Source organism: Pseudomonas sp. TE12234 (assembly GCF_054061835.1).
Map to the genome: position 1 here is coordinate 29,916 of NZ_JBSSEP010000010.1, position 21,631 is coordinate 51,546.

The 21,631-nt window shown below is 59.6% G+C and carries 24 protein-coding genes and 1 pseudogene; 10 read left to right on the plus strand and 15 right to left on the minus strand.

Going from position 1 to position 21,631, the window contains the following annotated elements; all coding sequences use genetic code 11:
- Positions 1 to 139: 139 nt before the first annotated feature.
- Positions 140 to 1,699, minus strand: coding sequence for an AmpG family muropeptide MFS transporter (locus ACVWYU_RS16740; protein WP_457373201.1), 1,560 nt, complete (start codon positions 1,697 to 1,699; stop codon positions 140 to 142).
- A gap of 44 nt (positions 1,700 to 1,743) precedes the next feature.
- Entirely contained in the window at positions 1,744 to 2,097 is a 354-nt protein-coding gene (locus tag ACVWYU_RS16745) for an MGMT family protein (protein ID WP_090317072.1), read from the minus strand.
- 164 nt (positions 2,098 to 2,261) lie between these two features.
- Between ACVWYU_RS16745 and ACVWYU_RS16750 the strand changes: the two genes are divergently transcribed.
- Positions 2,262 to 3,269 carry a DUF481 domain-containing protein gene (locus ACVWYU_RS16750; protein WP_457373202.1) on the plus strand — a complete coding sequence of 336 codons (1,008 nt, stop codon included), beginning with the start codon at positions 2,262 to 2,264 and terminating at the stop codon, positions 3,267 to 3,269.
- 110 nt (positions 3,270 to 3,379) lie between these two features.
- On the opposite strand, the gene ACVWYU_RS16755 is transcribed toward ACVWYU_RS16750, so the two are convergent.
- Positions 3,380 to 3,589: a cold-shock protein gene (locus tag ACVWYU_RS16755; protein WP_002554837.1), complete on the minus strand. Its 210-nt coding sequence runs from the start codon at positions 3,587 to 3,589 to the stop codon at positions 3,380 to 3,382.
- Between the two features lie 353 nt (positions 3,590 to 3,942).
- Here ACVWYU_RS16755 and dcd point away from each other — a divergent pair, with 353 nt between their 5' ends.
- From dcd to ACVWYU_RS16770, 3 genes are all read left to right on the plus strand, one after another.
- Positions 3,943 to 4,509, plus strand: a complete 567-nt coding sequence (gene dcd / locus ACVWYU_RS16760) for a dCTP deaminase (RefSeq protein ID WP_007904652.1) — start codon at positions 3,943 to 3,945, stop codon at positions 4,507 to 4,509.
- Between the two features lie 106 nt (positions 4,510 to 4,615).
- Entirely contained in the window at positions 4,616 to 4,825 is a 210-nt protein-coding gene (locus tag ACVWYU_RS16765; protein WP_390959094.1) for a hypothetical protein, read from the plus strand.
- 416 nt (positions 4,826 to 5,241) lie between these two features.
- Positions 5,242 to 5,622 carry a hypothetical protein gene (locus ACVWYU_RS16770; protein ID WP_390959095.1) on the plus strand — a complete coding sequence of 127 codons (381 nt, stop codon included), beginning with the start codon at positions 5,242 to 5,244 and terminating at the stop codon, positions 5,620 to 5,622.
- A gap of 54 nt (positions 5,623 to 5,676) precedes the next feature.
- Here ACVWYU_RS16770 and ACVWYU_RS16775 read toward each other — a convergent pair whose 3' ends face one another.
- The 7 genes and pseudogenes from ACVWYU_RS16775 to ACVWYU_RS16805 all read right to left on the minus strand — a co-directional run bounded on the left by ACVWYU_RS16775 (position 5,677) and on the right by ACVWYU_RS16805 (position 13,300).
- Positions 5,677 to 6,441 carry an ABC transporter ATP-binding protein gene (locus ACVWYU_RS16775; protein ID WP_457373203.1) on the minus strand — a complete coding sequence of 255 codons (765 nt, stop codon included), beginning with the start codon at positions 6,439 to 6,441 and terminating at the stop codon, positions 5,677 to 5,679.
- 13 nt (positions 6,442 to 6,454) lie between these two features.
- Positions 6,455 to 7,573, minus strand: a complete 1,119-nt coding sequence (locus tag ACVWYU_RS16780) for a succinylglutamate desuccinylase/aspartoacylase family protein (protein WP_457373204.1) — start codon at positions 7,571 to 7,573, stop codon at positions 6,455 to 6,457.
- 12 nt (positions 7,574 to 7,585) lie between these two features.
- Positions 7,586 to 8,296 carry an ABC transporter permease gene (locus ACVWYU_RS16785; RefSeq protein WP_090317091.1) on the minus strand — a complete coding sequence of 237 codons (711 nt, stop codon included), beginning with the start codon at positions 8,294 to 8,296 and terminating at the stop codon, positions 7,586 to 7,588.
- The gene (locus tag ACVWYU_RS16790) at positions 8,293 to 9,021 is read right to left on the minus strand and encodes an ABC transporter permease (RefSeq protein ID WP_247254848.1); all 729 of its coding nucleotides are present in this window, start codon (positions 9,019 to 9,021) and stop codon (positions 8,293 to 8,295) included. Before ACVWYU_RS16790 ends, ACVWYU_RS16785 begins: the two co-directional genes overlap by 4 nt.
- Positions 9,022 to 9,078: 57 nt before the next feature.
- Complete coding sequence (locus ACVWYU_RS16795) at positions 9,079 to 9,861, minus strand: transporter substrate-binding domain-containing protein (RefSeq protein WP_090317093.1); 783 nt, start codon at positions 9,859 to 9,861, stop codon at positions 9,079 to 9,081.
- Positions 9,862 to 10,267: 406 nt separating this feature from the next.
- Positions 10,268 to 10,648, minus strand: a pseudogene (locus ACVWYU_RS16800) (ATP-dependent DNA ligase); the annotation flags it as partial.
- 201 nt (positions 10,649 to 10,849) lie between these two features.
- Positions 10,850 to 13,300, minus strand: coding sequence for a penicillin acylase family protein (locus tag ACVWYU_RS16805; protein ID WP_457373205.1), 2,451 nt, complete (start codon positions 13,298 to 13,300; stop codon positions 10,850 to 10,852).
- Between the two features lie 190 nt (positions 13,301 to 13,490).
- Between ACVWYU_RS16805 and ACVWYU_RS16810 the strand changes: the two genes are divergently transcribed.
- Positions 13,491 to 14,048, plus strand: a complete 558-nt coding sequence (locus tag ACVWYU_RS16810; RefSeq protein WP_457373206.1) for a cysteine hydrolase family protein — start codon at positions 13,491 to 13,493, stop codon at positions 14,046 to 14,048.
- Positions 14,049 to 14,149: 101 nt separating this feature from the next.
- Here ACVWYU_RS16810 and ACVWYU_RS16815 read toward each other — a convergent pair whose 3' ends face one another.
- Genes ACVWYU_RS16815 through ACVWYU_RS16830 form a run of 4 tightly spaced genes read right to left on the minus strand, consistent with a single transcriptional unit; the run spans position 14,150 to position 15,863 of the window.
- Positions 14,150 to 14,350: an SEC-C metal-binding domain-containing protein gene (locus tag ACVWYU_RS16815; protein WP_034146774.1), complete on the minus strand. Its 201-nt coding sequence runs from the start codon at positions 14,348 to 14,350 to the stop codon at positions 14,150 to 14,152.
- Between the two features lie 5 nt (positions 14,351 to 14,355).
- Entirely contained in the window at positions 14,356 to 14,841 is a 486-nt protein-coding gene (locus tag ACVWYU_RS16820; RefSeq protein WP_390959102.1) for an LEA type 2 family protein, read from the minus strand.
- Positions 14,842 to 14,884: 43 nt separating this feature from the next.
- Positions 14,885 to 15,361: a YchJ family protein gene (locus ACVWYU_RS16825; RefSeq protein ID WP_090317097.1), complete on the minus strand. Its 477-nt coding sequence runs from the start codon at positions 15,359 to 15,361 to the stop codon at positions 14,885 to 14,887.
- Between the two features lie 4 nt (positions 15,362 to 15,365).
- The gene (locus tag ACVWYU_RS16830) at positions 15,366 to 15,863 is read right to left on the minus strand and encodes a DUF6231 family protein (protein WP_090317098.1); all 498 of its coding nucleotides are present in this window, start codon (positions 15,861 to 15,863) and stop codon (positions 15,366 to 15,368) included.
- 190 nt (positions 15,864 to 16,053) lie between these two features.
- Between ACVWYU_RS16830 and ACVWYU_RS16835 the strand changes: the two genes are divergently transcribed.
- The 4 genes from ACVWYU_RS16835 to ACVWYU_RS16850 all read left to right on the plus strand — a co-directional run bounded on the left by ACVWYU_RS16835 (position 16,054) and on the right by ACVWYU_RS16850 (position 18,736).
- Positions 16,054 to 16,749 carry an OmpA family protein gene (locus ACVWYU_RS16835; protein WP_457373207.1) on the plus strand — a complete coding sequence of 232 codons (696 nt, stop codon included), beginning with the start codon at positions 16,054 to 16,056 and terminating at the stop codon, positions 16,747 to 16,749.
- Positions 16,750 to 16,839: 90 nt separating this feature from the next.
- Positions 16,840 to 17,559, plus strand: a complete 720-nt coding sequence (locus ACVWYU_RS16840; RefSeq protein WP_457373208.1) for an OmpA family protein — start codon at positions 16,840 to 16,842, stop codon at positions 17,557 to 17,559.
- Between the two features lie 147 nt (positions 17,560 to 17,706).
- Complete coding sequence (locus tag ACVWYU_RS16845) at positions 17,707 to 17,985, plus strand: DUF1145 domain-containing protein (protein WP_090317101.1); 279 nt, start codon at positions 17,707 to 17,709, stop codon at positions 17,983 to 17,985.
- Positions 17,978 to 18,736 (plus strand): collagen-like triple helix repeat-containing protein, encoded by a 759-nt coding sequence (locus tag ACVWYU_RS16850; protein ID WP_457373209.1) that lies wholly within the window; start codon positions 17,978 to 17,980, stop codon positions 18,734 to 18,736. Before ACVWYU_RS16845 ends, ACVWYU_RS16850 begins: the two co-directional genes overlap by 8 nt.
- A 163-nt stretch (positions 18,737 to 18,899) precedes the next feature.
- Here ACVWYU_RS16850 and ACVWYU_RS16855 read toward each other — a convergent pair whose 3' ends face one another.
- On the minus strand, positions 18,900 to 19,364 hold the full coding sequence (locus ACVWYU_RS16855) for a CopD family protein (RefSeq protein WP_090317107.1): 465 nt from the start codon (positions 19,362 to 19,364) through the stop codon (positions 18,900 to 18,902).
- Between the two features lie 99 nt (positions 19,365 to 19,463).
- Between ACVWYU_RS16855 and dinG the strand changes: the two genes are divergently transcribed.
- Positions 19,464 to 21,608: an ATP-dependent DNA helicase DinG gene (gene dinG, locus ACVWYU_RS16860; protein ID WP_090317110.1), complete on the plus strand. Its 2,145-nt coding sequence runs from the start codon at positions 19,464 to 19,466 to the stop codon at positions 21,606 to 21,608.
- Positions 21,609 to 21,631 lie beyond the last annotated feature (23 nt).

The window sequence follows — 21,631 nt, forward strand, 5'->3', positions numbered from 1 at the left end:
GGCCGTTGTCGGTTGCTAATGACGAGAAATGACGGAGCATTGTACGGGCGAGATCCGCTGTCGTACAGGCGTACGGTCGGCGGTATGGCAGGAGGGCGGGAATCTCAGCGCCCTCTGCAAGGTTTCCTGCGGATGTTTCCTACGATTCTTCCGCGACCTGGGTCGGAACCGGTTCCGGCGTCGGTGTCGGTCCAGCACGGCGGCTTTCCTGGAACCAGTGCAGGGCGATCAATATCAGAGTAGGAACGCCCAGCAGGGCGGTGATCAGGAAGAAGTTGTGGTAACCGAACTTCTCCACCATGACGCCTGAGTAGCCGCCGATCAAGCGTGGCAGCAAGAGCATGATCGAGCTGAGCAGGGCATATTGGGTCGCCGAGAATTTGAGGTTGGTCAGGCTCGACAGGTAAGCGACGAAGGCTGAAGTCGCCATGCCCGAAGCGAAGTTATCCAGTGAAATGGTCACGATCAGCATGTTCAGGTTGGGGCCCATGTCCGCGAGCATCAGGAACAGCAGGTTGGTCGCTGCCGATGCGGCGCCACCGATGAACAGGATTGGCAGAATGCCGAAGCGCACGATCAGCAGGCCACCCATGCCGGCGCCCACCAGAGTCATGATCAGGCCGAAAATCTTACTGACGCCGGCAATCTGGTCCTTGGTGAAGCCTTGGTCGATGTAGAAAACGTTGGCCATCACCCCCATGACCGTATCGGACATCCGATAGGTGGCGATCAGCCCAAGCAGCAGCAAGGCTTGCCAGCGGTAACGAATAATAAAGTCGTTGACCGGCGTCAGCACTGGCGCCAACCCACGGCGACCCATGGTCGACAGGCACAGCGCGGTCAGCGTGGTATAGAGGATTGCCCGCAGGAATGCGCGGTCCTCCAGCAGAAGGTCGAGCAGGCTCACGCCTTTGAACAGCACGCTGGCAAAGTCGGTGTTGTACAGCTGGGTGAACATGGCCGGGACGGACACCAGCAGTACAATCAGTACGAACACGGAAGCCAGCTGATGCGCGAAGCTGTAACGCCCGGCTTGCAGTTGGGTGCGCAGCGGGACCGGTGGTTCGCGCATGAAGAAGGAGGTCAGCAGCGCCGGGATCATCAGCACGCCGAACAGCACGTAGGTGCCGGTCCAGGCGGAGTGCTTATAGTTGAAGCCGGTTGAGCCAAACCCTTCAGCGAAGAACAGTGCGCCTGCCGTAGCCAGCAAAGCGGCAATCCGATAACCGGACATGTAACTGGCGGCCAGCGCGGCCTGGCGACTGTCTTCGGCAATTTCCAGACGGTAGGCGTCCACGGCGATGTCTTGCGTCGCCGAGGCGAATGCGACAACGACCGCGATGGCGATCAGCCAGGACAGATGTTTTTGCGGGTCGCAGAAACCCATCCCGATCAGGCCCAGAATTATCAGGGATTGGGACAACACAAGCCAGGAGCGGCGTCGACCGAGCTTGCCCAGCAGCGGCAGGCGCCATTGGTCGAGCAGTGGCGACCAGACCCATTTGAAGGCGTAGGCCAGACCGATCAGGCTTGCATAACCGATGGTTTCGCGAGCCACGCCGGCTTCGCGCAGCCAGACTGAAAGGGTCGAAAACACCAACATGTAGGGCAGGCCGGCGGCGAAACCCAACAACAACAGTACGAGCGTCGAGGGGCTGGCATAAGCGGCGAGCGCGGCGCGCCAGGTTTTACGGGGCATGGGCTGGAGTCTGCCTCAAGAAATACGGAAACAAAGCGCGCACTCTAACCGCTGTGCTCTACTGGACGCCAGCCATGGCGCTGAATATCAACACGATTGTTCAGGATACTGATGCCCTCCATGCGCAATCGGGCGCGTTGTTCGTCCCCGGATGGACTGCCCGCAGGCAGGCTGATGCGCCCTCCGGCTGCGAGAACGCGGTGCCAGGGTAGTTTACTGTCGCCAGGTAATTGGCTCAGTGTTCGTCCGACCCAGCGGGCCGCGCGACCCAATCCGGCCAGCTCGGCCAATTGGCCATAACTCACTACTTTGCCTTCTGGCACTTGCGCGAGTGTCAGGTAGAGTGCCGTGCGTCGGATTTGTGCCGCGCTCTCGGGGGCAGTGGTGGGGTCGATCACGTCCGGGCTTCCTGAAAAAAATTCGCAGTACTGTCTTTAGAGTAAATCCTCGATCGCCCATTGAGAAATGAACTCAGCAGATAGCGTCGGGGTCAGTCCTTGCTAGGGGCTTATTCCAGCGGATAATGCCGATTTTTTTCGCGTACCTGAGCCTTTATTTGCTTATGTTCTCCAAAACCTTGCTGTGCCTCGCCATCGTCAGTGCTTCCACCCCCGTGCTCGCGGATACCGTCTGGTTGAAGAACGGTGACAAGTTGAGTGGCAAGATCATTCTGTTCGACGGTGGCAAGCTGCTGATCCAGACCGGGTATGCCGGCGCGGTGCCGATTGACTGGAAGCAGGTCAAAACCCTGGAAAGTGATCGGGAGTTGTTGGTCAAGCAGGACGCCTACACCGGTGAGAAGGCCAAGTCGCTGCAGGCGGCTGATGAGGGCAAAGTCACTTTGGCCAACGGTGAGGCACCCAAGACGGTTGAGCTGGCCAGCGTCCAGCAGATCCTCAAGCCCAAGCCGGTGGTCGAGGATCTGGTATGGAAGGGCAATATCGACGCGGCCCTGGATTACCAGCGTGCGGACAAAGATACCGATGATTACGGCATCGACTTCAAGACCACCGCGCGCCATGGTCGTTGGCGGCATATCGCGGAAGGCGAATACAACCGCGAGTTCCAGGATGGCGTCGTCACCACGGATAACTGGCGGGCCGAATACTCCCTCGACCGCTTTATCACCGACAAATGGTTCTGGGAAGGTCGCCTGGTTTACAAGCGCGACAAGGTAGAAGACCTGTCTCGTCAGCGTACCGTGGGTACCGGTCCCGGCTATCAGTTCTGGGATGACGAATTGGGTGCCTTTTCCCTGGGGTCGCTGGTCAACCGCACCGATTACGAGTATCACGACGGTAGCCAGGAGAATTTCTATTCTTTGGCCATGAAGTGGGATTACAACCGTTACCTGATAGGCAAGAAGGTAGAATTCTTCACCAATGGCGAGGTGGGCAAGCCGTTGTCGGGCGTGGCCGACTACGCGCTGGATGCCGAGATCGGCTTGCGCTACAAAGTGACCGATTGGGCGTCACTGAACCTGAAGGCGGAGAGGGATATCGTCAGTGGTTCCGATGAGGCTGACTTGAGCAAGACCCGTTACACCGCAGGGTTTGGCGTGACCTGGTAAATGCTGGAAAACGCAGCTTGGGCTGCGTTTTTTCATGCCTGGAAAAAAGCACGCAGGCACAAAAAAGCCCCGCTGTTGAGGGCGGGGCTTTTTACTAAAGCAAGTACAAGTTAGATAACTTGAACTTCTTCAGCTTGCATGCCTTTCTGACCGCGGGTAGCGATGAAAGAAACCTGTTGGCCTTCTTTCAGGCTTTTGAAGCCGTCGGATTGGATAGCTTTGAAGTGAACGAACAGGTCGTCACCGGATTGTGGAGTGATGAAGCCGAAGCCTTTTTCATCGTTGAACCACTTAACGGTACCGGTTTGGCGATTAGACATGGTGTAACTCCTTGAACAAAGATAACTGCGACTCAGGAAGAACCCTGGCCGAGACTGAGTGCAAAGAGCAGGAAAAATTCTTGTAGATGGTTGGATCGAAATTCAACATATCGTGTAGAGATTCTCAGTGACACAAGCAGCACAGTGACGTCACCTTAACCCTTTTTCCGGAACGTGCCAATGTTTCTTGCGAAGGTTTCTCTGTTTTCATGACTGACGGTGCGGGGTATTGCTTCGAAGGTCCGTAAATCCGGCAGGATCGTCGAGAATTGTGCCTCGCGCTTTGAACCCGGCGGCGCGCCCCGGTAAGATGCCGGACAGATTTTTCCACCACGTTATTCAGGACACCCGCCATGAGCATCAAATCGGACAAGTGGATTCGCCGCATGGCGCAAGAGCACGGCATGATCGAGCCCTTCGTAGAACGCCAGGTGCGCGGCAGCGACGATAGCCGGGTGATCTCCTACGGTGTTTCGAGCTACGGCTACGATGTGCGTTGCACTAATCATTTCAAGGTGTTCACCAACATCAATTCGGCAATCGTCGACCCGAAGAACTTCGATGCAGGCAGCTTCGTCGATATCCACAGCGACGTGTGCATCATTCCGCCCAACTCCTTCGCCCTGGCCAGTACCGTCGAATACTTCCGCATTCCGCGTAATGTGTTGACTATCTGCCTGGGTAAAAGCACCTACGCGCGCTGCGGCATCATCGTCAACGTCACGCCGCTGGAGCCTGAGTGGGAAGGTCACGTCACCCTGGAGTTCTCCAATACCACCAATCTGCCGGCGAAAATCTACGCCAATGAAGGCGTGGCGCAGATGCTGTTCCTCGAGTCTGACGAAGAGTGTGAAGTTTCCTATAAGGATCGCGGCGGCAAGTACCAGGGCCAGCGTGGCGTGACCTTGCCGCGGACCTGAGTCAGCCGTCTGACAAACCGTGGGAATTCTTGAGCGAGCGTACACTCTATGGAGTGTACGCTCCGATTCGCGCAAGGCGGATCGGGCCATCGCTCAGGAGTGCTTTATGAAGATCGACCCGCGAATAAGTGCCGAACTGGCAAGGCTGGAGCCCAATCAGGTTGGCGTCTTGGCCTGGTCCTTGTTGGCACACCCGCCGATCAACATGGCAGGGGGCATCCCCGGTCAACCCGATCCCGATACGCCCAACGAACAACCCAACGAGCCTGGTGAGCCCACCCTGCCGGATGAGCCGCCTCCCGCGCCCGTGGTCTGATTGCCAGCGCAGAAAAATGAATGGCCAGTCAGCTGAAGTCTGCGAAGACTTCAGCTGACTGGCCATATTTCGTTGTCGCCGATGACACCGCCCTACAGTTGTCGCCCCGGCGGATTTCATAGCCACCAGTAAACGCATCGGGCCATAGCCCACTGCAGTTGCACGCCACGCTTGTTGCCGGGCAATTCGTGCCATTCATCGACCACCACCCTGTGTAATGCCGAGAGTGCTGCTTGTGCTTCGGTGCGGGCGAGGCTCGCTCCCGTGTTGATCGATTCATATCCGGCAATAACTGTAATCGCCGTCGAAACCACTTGGTGATCCTGCCGTGTTCTTATCCCGGCGTTACTCGTTCTGCGACCCTTTGGGAAGGGTCGGCGTCGAGCAGTTATCCATGTCTATGAAAAGGACTTCAAATGAGTACAAATCGAGCAGGGCATTTAAGTGCCGATGTGAACACGGCCGACGGTCCCCAGCCGTTTCGCGTGACGCACGGACTCTACTTCTATGATCGGCCAGGTATCCACTGTATCGAGGCTGATAACGGGCAAGGGACGGCGTTTTATGTCTATCTGCCGGTTGGCATCCAGAGCGGCAGTTTCAATTTAGGGCTTACTGAAAGCTCCCCGATGATTATCCACGTGACAGGCACCTCCGAAGCGGATTTGTATCGAGGCGTGCTTGAGTTGACGGTGGGCGGGGAAGCGCAGTTTGCCGGGAGCTTCAGCGGTATGGATGCTGACGGTCTGGAAGTGACCAATGGCCGTTTCAGGCTTGAGCACGAAGCGACTGTTTGACGTTTGAGTGGGGGGAGCCGGGAATACGGCTCCCCCCCTTTTTTCGCTCGGCGTTTATTTCAGGTTACCGCTGAGGAATTGCTTCAACCGTTCACTCTTCGGATTGCCCAGCACGTCTTCCGGCGCGCCTTGCTCTTCCACCAGCCCCTGATGCAGGAACAGCACCTGGCTCGAGACCTTGCGGGCGAAGCTCATTTCGTGGGTCACCATGATCATGGTCCGGCCTTCTTCGGCCAGGCCCTGGATCACGCGCAGTACCTCACCCACCAGTTCCGGGTCCAGCGCCGATGTGGGCTCATCGAACAGCATGACCTCCGGCTCCATGGCCAGTGCCCTGGCAATGGCCACCCGCTGTTGCTGACCGCCGGACAGGAACGCCGGATATTGGTCCGCCACACGCGCCGCCAGGCCAACCTTGTCCAGATAGCGGCGCGCGCGGTCTTCGGCTTCCTGCTTGCTGCAACCCAGCACCCGGCGCGGAGCCATGGTGATGTTCTCCAGTACGGTCATGTGGCTCCACAGGTTGAAATGCTGGAACACCATGGCCAGGCGGGTACGGATCCGTTGCAGTTCATCCGGATCGGCGACATGCATGCCGTGTCGATCCTTGATCATGCGGATCGCCTGGCCGTCGAGGCTCATGGCGCCGTCGTTGGGTTGTTCGAGAAAATTGATGCAGCGCAGAAAGGTACTTTTGCCCGAGCCGCTGGCGCCGATCAGACTGATGACGTCGCCGGTGTTGGCCTTGAGGGAAACGCCTTTGAGCACCTGATGATCGCCGTAGCTTTTATGCAGGTCTTCGATGGTCAGTTTGTACATGGAACAGACATCCTCAAGGCGAAAGTAGGTAACCGCTGCGATAGGCTTCGGTGCCCGCGACATGGGCGATCACCATGCCGGCAGTGGCCATGCGGCGCAGCGAGCGGGCGTACATCAACCCGGCGGCGGTGCAATGAACAGGAGTGACGCGATCAGCGATCGGATCAATGATTTCAGCGATCAATTGCCCGGCTTCCAGGTACTCTCCTGGCAGCGCGGCGAACACCAGTAGCCCGCCGACGGGCGTGGCCACAGGTTCGACACCGGCCAGTGGAGTGGCCGGGTAGGGTAGCTTGGGCAGGGGCGCCGGTTCGCCGGCAATCGCTCCGAAATGAATCAGGTAATCGATCAGTGCCTGGCTGTCCAGGCTGGCCAGCGGGTGGTTGACGTCGCCCTGACCGCGCAGTTCGACGGTGACGGAAAAGCTGCCGGGCGGAATCTCGAACTGTTCGCCGAAGCGTTCTTTCAACTGCCACCAGAGCAAGGTGAAGCATTCGTCGAACGACTGACCACCGGAGTCGGTGGCCAACAGGCTGGCCTCGGCGCCGATATAACGGGCCAGCGGCTCGACCTGCGGCCAGGCATCCGGCGTGGTGTACAGGTGCGCGACGGCTTCGAAATCGCAATGCAGGTCCAGCACCATGTCGGCATCGCAGGCCAGTCGTTGCAGGGTCAGGCGTTGGGATTGCAGTTGGGTGCTGGCGGTCTGCCGGGCAAGTGCGTGGCGCAGGCTGATGCGGATCAGTTCGAGATTGCGCTGCGGGTCGTCGCCCAGTTGGCCTTCGATCTCGTTGCCGACCTCTTCGCTCAGATCGACGAACCAGCGGTTGAAGTTCTGACCGCTTTCCAGTTCGTAGCGGCCCAGCGGCACGTCCATCAGCACTTGCTCCAGGCCGACCGGATTGGCCACCGGCACCAGAACGATTTCGCTGCGCAGGCGGCCGGCGGCTTCCAGCTCCGCCAGGCGTTGCTTGAGGTGCCAGGCCACCAGCATGCCGGGCAATTCATCGGCGTGAAGGGATGACTGGATGTAAATCTTGCCTTTGGCCGGTTGCGGCCCGAAGTGAAAACTGTGGATCTGTCGTGCGGTCCCCGGCAGCGGGGACAGCAAGTCATGTATCTGGTGGCGCATGTGCGAGAAGTCCTAGTGGGTCGGCCCGAGGAAGGCCAGCCATCGGCGTTCGGCGAGACGGAACAGGCCGACCAGCGCAAAGGTGACGGTCAGGTAGATCAACGCGGCAATGCCGAACGACTGGAAGGTCAGGAAGGTCGCCGAGTTGGCGTCCCGAGCGACTTTCAGAATGTCCGGAATGGTCGCGGTGAACGCCACGGTGGTCGAGTGCAGCATCAGAATCACTTCGTTGCTGTAGTACGGCAACGAGCGACGCAGGGCCGACGGCATGATCACGTAGGCATACAACTTCCAGCCGGTCAGGCCGTAGGCCTTGGCCGCTTCGACTTCACCGTGGTTCATGCTGCGAATGGCCCCGGCGAAGATCTCCGTGGTGTAGGCGCAGGTGTTCAGGGCGAAGGCCAGGATGGTGCAGTTCATCGCATCGCGGAAAAAACTGTCGAGCAGCGGCTGCGCGCGCACGGCGGCCAGGCTGTAAATGCCTGTGTAGCAGATCAGCAATTGGATATACAGCGGCGTACCACGGAACAGGTAGGTGTAGAACTGCACGGGCCAGCGAATGTAGAGCTGCGGCGAGACCCGGGCGATGGACAGTGGGATCGACACCAGGAAACCGAAGAAGATCGACGCGCTGAGCAGCCACAGGGTCATGGCCAGGCCGGTGATGTTCTGGCCGTCTGTGTAGAGGAAGGCTTTCCAGTATTCCTGCAAGAGTTCGATCATCGCACGGCCTCCCGTGTACCGGCGGCGTACCGGCGTTCCAGCCTGCGCAGAATGAAGTTGGAGGCACTGGTGATCGCCAGGTAGATCAAGGCGGCGAGTACCAGGAAATAGAACAGCTGATAGCTGCTTTTACCGGCGTCCTGCGCAGCCTTGACCAGGTCGGCCAGGCCAATGATCGATACCAGCGCGGTGGCCTTGAGCATGACCATCCAGTTGTTGCCGATACCCGGCAGGGCAAAACGCATCATCTGCGGAAACACCACGATCCAGAAGCGCTGGCCGCGTTTGAGGCCATAGGCGGTGGCGGCTTCGACCTGACCCCGCGGTACTGCGAGAATCGCGCCACGGAAGGTTTCGGTGAAATACGCGCCATAAATGAAACCCAGGGTAATGACCCCGGCGCTGAACGGGTTGATCTCGATGTATTCCCATTCCATGTAGTCGGTGAACGACGTCAGCCAGGTTTGCAGGCTGTAGAAGATCAAGAGCATCAGTACCAGATCCGGCACGCCGCGAATCAGCGTTGTGTAGCACTGGGCAGGCAAGCGCAGCAATTTGACTTTTGACAGTTTGGCACTGGCGCCGAGCAGGCCGAGCAACACGGCCACCAGCAGCGACATCGCCGATAATTTGATGGTCATCCAGGTGCCTTCCATCAGCAACGGGCCGAAACCCTTGAGGCTGAAGGCTGCGAGCCCCAGATTTTGCAGGAGGTTTTCAAACATAAAATCAGCAACCAGATCGGAAGAAAAAAGCGCCCATCGCGAGATGGGCGCCGGGCATTATTTGCCGCTATACAGATTCAGATCGCCAAAGTGTTTCTTCTGAATGGTGGCGTAGGTGCCATCATCGTGTAACGCTTTGATACCTTTATCCAAAAGTGCTTTCAGCTCAGTGTTACCTTTCTTAATACCGACCGCTGTTTTAGCCGGCAGCAGTTCGTTATCGACCGGCTTGCTGATTTCGAAATTGGCCCCGTTTGGCGACTTCAGGAAGCCCAGTTCGGCTTGCAGCATGTCCTGGATACCGGCGTCGAGACGACCGGAAGTCAGGTCGGAATACACCTGGTCCTGGTTTTGATAGGCCTGGGTTTTCACGCCAGCCTTGTCCAGAACGGCCTTGGCATAGGCTTCCTGAATGGTGCCTTGCTCGTAGCCGACGGTTTTGCCTTTGAGCGAAGCGACGTCTGCGGTGATGCCAGAACCTTTCTTGGACACGTAGGCAGTCGGGCCGGAGAACAGCTCGCTGGAGAAGTCGATGACTTTTTCGCGGGCCGGGGTGACGGTCATCGAAGAGATCACGCCGTCGAATTTATTGGCCTTCAGGCCAGGAATCATGCCGTCGAAATCGCTTTCGACCCATTTGCACTTGACCTTCAGTTCGGCACAGATCGCGTTCCCCAGGTCGATGTCGAAACCTACCAGGCTGCCGTCGGCCGCTTTCGACTCGAACGGTGCGTAGGAAGGGTCAACGCCAAAACGCAACTCTTTGTATTCCTTTGCCAGCGCGGAGCCAGCAGCTACGCACAATGCCAGTGCAGAAAGGGTCAGCAATGCTTTTTTCATTATTCAATCCCTAAGAACCAATATGAGCGCTTGTGGCGCAGATTTATTGTTACTGGTAAGCGTAAGACCTACTGAAAGTAGCAATTTCCGAACCAGAGTGCCGAACAAGCGTTTTAAAAGGTGTTCAGGAAATTGCCGGATGGGATTAGTGCACGAAAATGGGCGGCGTGGGAAGCCTGCACTATTTCGGTTCGACTTGATGCCAATGCCTGTGGCGAGGACGCTTGCTCCCGCTGGGTTGCGAAGCGACCGCAAAACCTGTGTACGCAATTCTGTAGTCGGCCCTGATGAGGCGCGATTACGGCTGTTTCGTAGCCGAGCGGAGCAAGCTCCCTCGCCACAGGGGACTAGTGTTCACAGGGGCTGGTCAACTGAGCAAGTCCTGCAACGTGCCGAGATGGTCAGCCTCGTCGGTCAGCCCCGAGTAAGCCTTTGCGAAGGGCACCAGCGAGCGTTCTCTGGCATCGGGCGGGCCGTCCCAGACGGCGAAAGTGTAGTCGCTATAGAGGCTTGCCCGGCGGCCATGACCGCGTTGCGCGTAAATGAGCACCGCGTCGATGCTGAACGGGTCGACTTTCCATTTCCACCACACCCTCATTTCCTTGGTGCGACCAACGCCATACAACGCCTCCCGGGCCTTGAGCATCATGCCTTCGACGCCCAGGCTGCGCGACGCTTCGCGCTGGCGGGCCAGGTCGAACCAGTCTTTGCCGGTCAGCAGTGGCGAGGCGAGCAATACCGGGTTGTTGCCTCGGATGATGACCTGTTCCAGCTGACTGCGCCGCCGGAACCATGATGGTGAGCAGAGTGGATGGCTTGTTAGCCAGGAGGCTGGCGTGGAGCGAGAAGTTCTATCGGGATTTGATGGGGTGGCGCTGTACCGATGTGAGAGCCTGCTCGCGATGGCGGCCTGTCAGTCACCTCTTGAGTTGACTGGCATGGCCTCATCGCGAGCGGGCTCGCTCCCACCGGGTATGGGTGTCGGTCCTTATTTGCCCGGCGTCAGGGTCAGACGCTGGGTTCCGTAGACCTTGTCAAAGTTCTGCGGCTGCATCGGCAGGCTCATGTACTGGCCTTTCAGCCAGGGGTCGATACTGTTCAGGTAATTCGCACTGGCCGGGTTGCCGGACTGGCCGGTGGCGTTCTGGCCCATCAGCGGTTCGGCCAGGCCGAAGTCGACGATAAAGCGCATGGCAGGCGCCAGCGTGGTGTTGAAGTCCTGGCCCCAGGCGAACGCAGCGGTGTTGAGCGTGGTGTGATCGCCGCCGGCCGGCAGCGGACCGCGCACGGTCTGGCCACTGGCATTCTTCCATTCGTAGCGGTGCAGTTTGCCCCACTGCCAGGCTTTGTGGTCGCCACCCAGCTGACTGTCCCCGGCGCTGATCGCCGCTGCCAGGCTGCGGGCGAGAATCGCCGGTTTGTCTTCTTTTTGCGCGGTGCGCACGTCATCCCAGAATGGACTGTCTTCGCGGCCCAACAGGTGATCGGCCTGGGCGGAGTAGGACAACTTGCCGTTGGCGACAAAGGCCTTCCACGCCGGGCTGCTTTCCGGTCCCAGTTCGTCGAGGAAAATCTGCTTGGCGCTTTCCTGCAGGAACAGCTCGTAGATCGCCGCATCGGCGGAGGTCGGGCTGAGCTTGCCGTCGAATGCCATCAAGCGGCTCAGCGCCTCTCGTGCCTTGGCTCCATCCGCTGCGGGCAATGCCGCGATGGCTTGTTTGAGCGGTTGCGACATGCCCGGCGCTTCGAACATTTTTTTCAGTTTGGCGGCGAAGGTGGTGGTCTGGTCGTACTGCATCGCGATCAGGCTACGGGTGTCATGTTTGCCCACGCCGGCCAGTTCAGCCAGGCGTTCGCCACGTTCCGGCGCCGACCAGGAATTGGACAGTTGCATGCCATAGCCATGGGGGATGACCCGCTGGTTCGCGGTGCCGAGCCAGCCCTGGGCCGGGTCTTGATCATAGGGGTGCAGCATCGGGTCGGCGTAGCCGTCCCAATCGTAGCGACCCTCCCAACCCGGCGAGGGCAGCAGGCCTTCGCCTTCACGACGGTTCGGGTAGCGACCGGTGACTTGCCAGCCAATGTTGCTGGCATCGGCAAACACCAGATTCAGTGCAATGGCACGGATCTCGCGGCTGGCGTCCGACGCCTTCTCGACATTCTGTGCGCGGGACAGGTCAAAAAAAGCATCCAGGGTTTTGTCATCGGTGAAGCTCGGCGTCTGCAAGGCCAGGCCGAAGCCGCTGCCCTGGGCAAGACCCTGGGCGCTGTTGAGCAGCGGGCCGTGGCGGGTTTCGTACACTGCTTCGCGAATCGGCCGCTGGCCTTTGATGAAGTAGGTTTCGTTACGCACGCTTGCCGGCTGCCACTTGCCGCCGTTTTCGTAGGCCAGGCCGTTGCCCTGGCGTTTGATTTTTTCCAGGAACAGGTCCTGGTTGTCGCCCATGACGCTGGTCGTGCTCCACGCGACTTTGCCGTTGAACCCGCCGAGCACCATTGGCAACCCGGCAATGGTCACGCCGGACGCCTGATATTTCGGTGCGCGAATCTGCACGTAGCTGAATAACGACGGCACGCCCATCGGCCCATGGCTGTCGCTGGCCAGCAGGCTCTTGCCGCTGCGGCTGCGTTGCGGGGCGATGGCCCAGTTGTTCGATGAAGTGGCACCGAGCAGATTCAGCTCGGCGAGCTGGCTCGTGGCTTTGCTGATATCAGCCAGCCCCGGTATTTGCCCGTTGAGCTTGATGCTTTGCAGCTTTTCGCTTTCGGCCACCGGCAATTGTTCATCCGGGGCAGAAGGGATCAGCCACGGCAGCTTGTCGGTGGGCACCGTTTGGGCCAGCACCAGCGCGGAGATTTCTTCGGGCAGGTTGGCTGACTGGCTGAAGTTGAACAGGCAGAAAATCAGCGCCGAATCTTCCGGTTGCCAGTATTCAGGTTTGTAGCCGCTGGCGGCGAGATCGGCCGGCAGCTTGTCGCGGTAGCGGAACAGGTAAGCGTTGACCCCGCGGGCATAGACCTCAAAGAAACGCTTGAGGCGTGGCGAAGACGCCTTGTATAGCTCTCCTGCGCTTTTCTTCAGGTTGACTGCGCGCATGTAGCGGTCGGCATCGAGCAGGTCCGAACCGCGCATCTCGGCCAGACGGCCCTGGGCCAGCAAGCGCAAGGTGACCATCTGCGTGATGCGGTCGCTGGCATGCACGTAGCCGAGGGTGAACAGAGCGTCGTGGAAGCTGCTGCTTTCGATCAGCGGCATGCCCATGGCATTACGGCGCACCGAAACGTTCTGCGCCAGACCTTTGAGCGGCTGTACGCCGGAAGTCGGCGGAACGGTGTCCTGTGCGTTGAAGTTCTGACAGCCGGTCAGGCTCAAAACACCTGCAACTGCTGCGGCAACGCCGAACCGGGGTAGAAAATGTGTAAGGGCTGGCGAGGCCATGGCAAAGCTCCTGCGGGGCGGTAACGTCAGTAAAGGCGCTACGTTAGTGAGCAGGAGGTGGCCGCGCAAGCAGGTGGCGAGGTTATTTCAGGATTTGTCCGGGATCCGGTTTGCATTCGATGGCTTGCCACCGGCCGGGGCCGATGTTGAAGTGCAGCGAATCAACTGACCTGGCGTGAGAAGAGCGAGCATGGAGCTTGAGAAGAACGCGGCACTGATCATCATCGATCAACAAAAAGGCATCCTTCACCCCAGACTCGGCCGGCGCAACAATCCTCGGGCCGAAGATCGCATGTTGGAGCTGTTAGCCCGCTGGCGTCGCAGCGGGCGGCCGATCATTCACGTGCAACACCTGTCCCGCTCGCAGGATTCGGTGTTCTGGCCACAGCAATCGGGCGTGGAGTTTCAGGAGCGCTTTCAGCCATTGCCTGGCGAGCAGTTGATTCAAAAACAAGTGCCGGATGCGTTTTGTTCGACGGGGCTGGAGGCGCGTTTGCATGAATCGGGGATCGAACAATTGATCATCGTCGGCGTGGCGACCCACAATTCCGTGGAGTCCACTGCGCGTACCGCGGGCAATCTGGGGTTCGATGCGTGGGTGGTGGAGGATGCGTGCTTTACCTTCGACAAGCCTGACTTTTTCGGTAAGGCCCGTTCCGCCGAGGATGTACACGGGATGTCGCTGGGGAATCTGCATGGCGAGTATGCGACGGTCGTCAGTACCGCACAGATCTTGATGGCCGACTGAAAACCTGAGGGAGCTGGCTTGCCGGCGAAGCGGTGCGTATGACAAAACGCGTCGCATTGATCGCCAGCAAGCCGGTTCCACAGGGAAATGGGTCTAACCCATCAAGCGCCGTGGCACTTCTTGAACTTCTTGCCATTGCCGCATGGGCACGGGTCATTGCGGCCAACATCTTTCAGGGCGTTGCGCACCGGTTCCTGGTGAGCATGGCCGCAGTTCGGGCCGTGGACATGGCCGTGGTCGTGATCATGGTGGTCATGATCGTGGTTGCAGTCTGGGCCATGTACATGGGGTTGCTGGGTCATCGGGGTTACTCCGGAATTAGATCGGCGGGGATTATCACGCCATTACGCGCCAGGTGCACGTAGTGGGCGATGAATAAACCGGTTTCCATTTCACCTTCCAGCCGATAGGGGACGGGTTGTCTGGGGCTTTTCAGTTGCTTGACCAAATCCCTCACTTTCGACCACAGGTTGGTGCGGATCGGTACGTTGTAAAAACCGCTGCTTTTGGGCCCGACGGTGATCCAGTGTTCATGCTCGCCTTCGGCCAGCAGGAGGTCGCCAAGATGAATGCGATACTCCAGCCCTCGCACCGTCAGGTCGCTGTCGTTGGGATTATCGATCCGGAAATGCAGCACAAACCGCTGCTCCAGCAACTTGGCCCGCACGACTTCGACCCTGACCAGATGGACCTCGGGGTCCGGTTCCTCATCGCTGAACCACGACGCACAACCGCCGAGCCCAAGAAACACCAGCAGGATGAGGGTTTGAAGTGTGCGTCGTCGACTGAGCATGGCGGGACTCCTTTGATGCCCAGTCTAGCTCCCTGGATTTACCTCAACGGGCGAAATAACCCGAGCAGCACTTCTTGAACTTTTGCCCGCTGGCGCAGGGGCAGGCGTCGTTACGCCCGATGTCGAGGGGCACGGTGGGATCGATGAAATACCAGCGACCGGCGTTCTGTACGAATGACGAACGCTCACGATGACTGTGTTCGCCGCTGCCATCGTGCCAGCGTGCGGTGAAGGTCACGAAGGCGTGTTCCGGTTGACCGCCGAGGACTTCGGAGCTTTCCACCTCAAGACCCAGCCAGGTGCTCTGGGCGCTCCAGTTGCTGATCGATTGCCGATCAAGGCCGGCCTGCTGCGCGGGCAGGGTCGTCGCCACCAGATAATCGATCAAGCCCAGCACGTAAGCGCTGTAGCGCGAGCGCATCAGAGCTTCGGCGCAAGGGGCCGGGTGCCCGGCATGGTAATGACCGCAGCAAGCATCGAGCAGAGTGCCGCTGCCGCAAGGGCAAATGGATGTACTCATTGCGTTACCACCAATATTTCCCGAAGTTTTCCGGATTGGCCCAGAACCGCGAGTTGAGCCAGTCGGGGACTTGCTTGTAGTCAAGCAGATCATAGGTGAACAGTGTCAGCACTTGATCGTCACGCTGGAAACGTTCGCTGGCTTGCAGGGCCAGGGAGAAGAAGTCCGTTTCTTGCCAGCCGCTAGCGGGCAGGTCTGCCAGCACCGCGATGCGGCTGGCATTGAGGTTGCGGATACCGCCGAGCAAATTCAGGCCGTCACGCTTGGGCAAGTGCTCGAGGCAATCGACTACCAGTGCCAGGTCAAATCGGCGCGCCGCCAGTTCGGCCGGCAATGGCCCTGGTGCCGCGTGCGCCACGCAGGTGTCCGGATGGGCGAGCTTGAAAGCTTCAAGCGCCGGGAATTCGCTGGCGCCGATCAGCAACAGGCGCGAAGGGGCGTAAAGATCCAGCAAAGCGGCCAGCGCTTGCTGCGGCGTGCGCGAAGAGTTACCTGCAATCATCAAAGATCCTCAATCAGATCTGCCAAGACTAGCTTGCCTGCGAGTCCGAGCCTAGAGCGGCTTTGACGCAAAAGTGGCGATTGGTCCTGAACACTGGACAAAACAGCAATGGCCTATTGCTGGCGGAGATTAAAACTCCGGTCTTTACTCCCTGAATCGGTTCTAAGCCGATCCTTCAGGAGAAAACTAGATGAGCATAGTTCGGACAGCATTACCCCTGGTTCTGCTAACCAGTGTGTTGACTGGTTGCGCAGGTTTGCAAAAAACCGACTGGCCGACCTGTGCGGCCGTCGGCGGTGTCGTAGGCGCGGGTCTCGGCGCAACCGAGAGTTCGTCCTGGGCGGGTTATGGCGCGCTGCTTGTCGGTGGTACGGCAGCAGCCTATTGCTGGGTTCACGGCGATGGCGACGAAGACGGCGATGGTGTGCCGGACAGCCGCGACAAGTGCCCAGGCACGCCTCATGGCGTGAAGGTCGATGCCAATGGTTGCCCACCACCGGCGCCTGCACCAGTGGTCGAAGAGGCCGTGGTGGTCAAGGAAGAAACGATTGTCATCCGTGATGTTCACTTCCAGTTCGACAAAGCGACACTCACCGCGTCTGACAAGCAGGTGCTCGATAAGATCGCCACTCGCTTGAAAGCCGAAGCCCCTACCGCACGGATGACCGTTGTGGGTCATACCGACAGCGTGGGCAGTGCCACCTACAACCAGAAACTGTCGGATAAACGCGCCCATGCGGTGGTTGATTACCTCATCCAACAAGGTGTGCCGCGTAGCAACTTCGTGTCTGTTTCCGGTGCCGGTGAAAGCCAGCCGGTTGCCGATAACAAAACCGCCGACGGCCGTGCGCAGAACCGTCGCACGGAAATCAAAATCGAGCGCTAAGCCCCTCGCATCCGCGCCTTGTGCAGTCGCGGATGCGGGTCTTTACTCCTGTGTAACCGGCACTGGCCGGTGACACAGGAGCTTCTGAAAATGACCAGACTCACACGGACCGTCTTGCCGGTTCTGCTGCTTGGCAGCCTGTTGACCGGTTGCGCCACTCACAGTGATGGTACTGCCCCCCTCAATCAACGTACCTGGCCGATCTGCAGCGTCATTGGCGGACTGGTCGGCGGAGGCCTGGGCGCATTCGAAAGTGGTGGATGGGCGGCGGGCGGAGCGGCGCTCGGTATTTTGACCGGTGGTTTGATTTGTTATGCCCAGGATGGCGACGAGGATGGCGATGGCGTTTTCGACCGCCGTGATCGCTGCCCTCACACCCCGGCCAATACCCCTGTCGATCATCATGGTTGCCCTTTGCCGCAGTATCCGGCCAGCGTCAAGCCAGCCGAACCGGTGCAGTCGGAGGTCATTACCCTGAGCGATGCCGGCGATGTCCTGTTTGCCTCTAATCAGTCCGAGCTGACGCCCGCCGCGAAGAGTCAGCTGGACGCGATCATGGGCAAGCTGGAGGACGCCGATGTGGTCAGCATCAAGGTGGTTGGCTTCACCGACAGCGTCGGGTCCGATACCTACAACCAGGCACTCTCGGAGCGGCGCGCCAGCAGTGTCGCGCAATACCTGTTGAGCCAGGGCGTGGCGCCGAACAAACTCACCAGCGAGGGCAAGGGTGAAAGTCAGCCAGTGGCCGATAACGAAACCGATGCAGGACGCGCGAAAAACCGTCGGGTGGAATTGCATATCAATCGCTAAGCCACGGAATAGAGCTGTCGGGCTTTTTTTGCGGCGTTCCGGCAGCCATTCGGCGGTCTTCTTGAAGAATTTTTGTTTGCCCTCTGGCTTATCCCGCGCGGAAGCCGTTACTGTGCGTGCAAATAATAATTCTCACCGGGGGAGCGTATGAAGGTGATATGGGGGCTGGGGAAGCTGTTGTCCCTGCTGTTCTGGTTAGTGGTGCTGGTCAATCTGCTCACGCCGTTCATCCATCCGCTGCATCTGTTGGTCAACCTGGCCGGCAGCCTGCTGGCAGGGCTCCATCTGCTGGAGGCCGTCTTCAGCTTCCGCAGCCTCAGGGGCCGCGACCATCCCTGGCGTGATCGCTTGAAAATCCTCTTTTTCGGCGTATTCCACCTGCAAACCATTCCCGCTCCGACCGCACCGAAGGCTTCTCATGCGTAAACTCTATCTGCTCGCCGTACTCATCAGCCCTCTGGCCTGCGCGCAGGTGGTGAGTGTTGAAACCAACTCGCTGATGCGCCTGCCCAACACCGCCAGCACCTTGCAGCTGGAACGTCTGGAAGTGGCTGATTACGGGACTCTGCTGATCCCGTCGAATGTCACCGAGGTCACCGTCGGTGAACTGCGCCTGGGGCGTGATGCGCGGATTGCCATCGTGCCCGGTGAACAAGCGCTGGAGTTGAAGGTCAGCCGTGCCGAGTTGTCCGAGGGCAGCCAGATCACCGCTCGCGGTGCGCCCGGCACTTACCAGAAGGCCGCCCGCTCGGGGCGTAATCTGAACTTGCAGATCAAGGCACTGAAGGCGCCGCAATTGTTGGTGGATGCTCGCGGTGGTACGGGAGCGCCGGGATTTGTCGGCCTCGACGGGGCCAATGGCCAAGCGCCGGGTTGCGCCTGGGGGCAGGCAGGTCGCGGTGCCGATGGCAGCGATGGCAGTAATGGTCAGCCAGGCGCGCCGGGGGCGTTGGTCAAGCTGATAGTGCCGCGCGATTATCCTGCGCAGCAGATCAAGGTTCAGGTGGCCGGTGGAGCCGGTGGCTTGGCCGGTCCCGGCGGCAAGCCTGGAGCGGGCGGTAAAGCCAAGGGTTGCTTCATCTACGAGGCCGATGGCGGCAAAAGCGGCAAACCTGGCGCCGATGGCCAGCCGGGGCCGGCCGGTGCGTCAGGAGAGGTGACGGTTCAGCGGCTGTAAGAACAACCGACTACCCTGGTGGCGAGGGAGCTCGCTCCCGCTGGGCTGCGCAGCGGCCCCGACATCGGCAATCGTGTTTTTCCAGAATGTAGGGGTCGCTGGATGACGACTGCTATGCAGCCGAACGGGAGCAAGCTCCCTCGCCACAGAACTTATGTATTCATCAAAACATCGGACGCGCTGCGGCAATCGCCACCAGCAGCAAGCCGACAATCAGATTGATCCCCACCAGGCGCCGAATCTTCCCGAGCACCGCCGCCCCGACCGGCCAATCCTGTGCGGTGACCGCCGTGCGCAACTCAGGCAGCATCAGCGCCTGAATCCGGATGAACAGCGCCGTCATCACCACATACAAGCCCATCATCACCTGCACATATCGCGGGGCGGTTTCAAAACCGTTGAAGTGCATATGCAACATGCCCACGCCGCTGACGGGCAGCAGTACGACGGCGACCCAGACCCAGCGGAAAAAACCTTGAAACACTTCTACCCACAACTTCAGTCGGGCAGGGCCCTCAAGGGCCTTCACAGCCGCGGGGCGCAAGACCATCCAGGCGAAAAACATGCCGCCTACCCACACCAGTGCGGCGAGGACATGCAGGCTATAGACAAGGCTAAAAGCGGTCATTGGGGTACTCCGTTCTGCGCGGGATTAATTAGCGGGGTATGATAGCCGTCGTTCCGAACCACTGAAAATTTATCCAGCGTTTTTTGCGCCCGACAATCCATGATCAGCACTGAACTCAAAACCACGATCCAGGGCGCCTATTCGCGTTTTCTCGAAGCCAAGAGCCTCAAGCCGCGCTACGGCCAACGCCTGATGATTGCCGAAGTGGCCAAGGTCCTCGGGGATATCGACACCGATGACGAAGGCCGGCGCAGCGGCGAGCCCGCGATTGTCGCGGTGGAAGCCGGCACCGGTACCGGCAAGACCGTCGCCTACAGCCTGGCCGCCATCCCGACGGCGAAAGCGGCCGGCAAACGCCTGGTGATCGCCACGGCCACCGTCGCCCTGCAAGAGCAGATCGTCTACAAGGACTTGCCTGACTTGATGCGCAACAGCGGGCTGAATTTCAGCTTTGCGTTGGCCAAGGGGCGCGGGCGCTACATGTGCCTGTCCAAACTCGACATGTTGCTCCAGGAAGGTCACGCACAGACCGCCACGGCACAGTTGTTCGAAGAGGAAGGCTTCAAGATCGAGGTCGATGAGGCCAGCCAGAAGCTGTTCACCAGCATGATCGAAAAACTCGCCGGCAATAAATGGGACGGCGATCGTGACAGCTGGTCCACCGCGCTGGAAGACGCCGACTGGGCGCGCCTGACCACCGATCACAGCCAGTGCACCAACCGACATTGCCCGAACTTCGGCCAGTGCGCCTTCTATAAGGCCCGCGAAGGCATGGGCAAGGTCGACGTCATCGTCACCAACCACGACATGGTCCTGGCTGACCTGGCCCTGGGCGGCGGCGCCGTGCTGCCGGACCCGCGAGACACTATTTACGTATTCGACGAAGGCCATCACCTGCCGGACAAGGCCATCGGCCATTTCGCCCACTACACGCGCCTGCGTTCCACCGCCGATTGGCTGGAAACCACGGCCAAGAACCTCACCAAGTTGCTGGCACAACACCCGTTGCCCGGCGATCTGGGCAAGTTGATCGAGCAGGTGCCGGAGCTGGCGCGGGAGATCAAGACCCAGCAGCAGTTCATGTTTACTGCCTGCGAGCAGGTCGCTGAGTTCAAACCCGGTGAAGATGTCGAAGGTCGCGAGCGGCCGCGCCACCGGTTCGTCGGCGGGGTCATCCCCGAGCACATGCGCGAAATGGGCATCGAGTTGAAAAAAGGCTTTGCCCGCCTGACCGACCTGTTCACGCGCCTCACCGATTTGCTCAAGGAAGGCATGGACGGTGAGGTCAACATCGGTATTGCCAGCAATCAGGCCGAAGAGTGGTATCCGCTGTTCGGCAGCCTGTTGTCGCGTTCTTCGGGCAACTGGGAGTTGTGGACCGCCTTCACCGTCGAAGATCCGGAAGACAACCCGCCCATGGCGCGCTGGCTGACCCTGGCCGAGAGCGGCTCGCTGTTCGACATTGAAGTTAACGCCAGTCCGATCCTCGCGGCGGAAATGCTGCGACGCAACTTGTGGAACGTAGCCTACGGTGCGCTGGTGACCTCAGCCACATTGACCGCCCTCGGCACCTTCGACCGCTTCCGCATGCGCGCCGGTCTGCCGAAAAAAGCGGTGACCGCCGTGGTGCCCAGCCCGTTCCATCACGCCGATGCCGGAGTGCTGCGGGTGCCGAATCTGAATGCTGACCCGCGGGATGCGGCAGCGCACACGGCAGCGATCATCCGCGATCTGCCGGAACTGGTAGAAGGCTCTCGTGGCACCCTGGTGCTGTTTTCCTCGCGCAAGCAGATGCAGGACGTGTTCGACGGCCTGGATCGCGATTGGCGCAAGCAAGTGTTCATTCAGGGCAACCTGTCGAAGCAGGAAACCCTGAACAAGCACAAGGCGCGGGTTGATGGCGGCGATTCCAGCGTGCTGTTCGGCCTGGCCAGTTTCGCTGAAGGGGTCGACCTGCCCGGCGCCTATTGCGAGCACGTGGTGATCGCCAAGATTCCGTTCTCGGTGCCGGATGACCCGGTCGAGGCGGCGCTGGCCGAATGGATCGAAGCCCGTGGCGGCAATCCCTTCATGGAAATCTCCGTGCCCGACGCTTCGCTGAAGCTGGTACAGGCTTGCGGCCGCTTGCTGCGCACCGAAGAAGACCGCGGCACCATCACCTTGCTTGACCGGCGCCTGGTCACCCAGCGCTATGGCAAGGCGATCCTCAATGCGTTGCCGCCATTTCGTCGTGAAATTTCCTGACACATCGGTGGGCAAATCAGCCC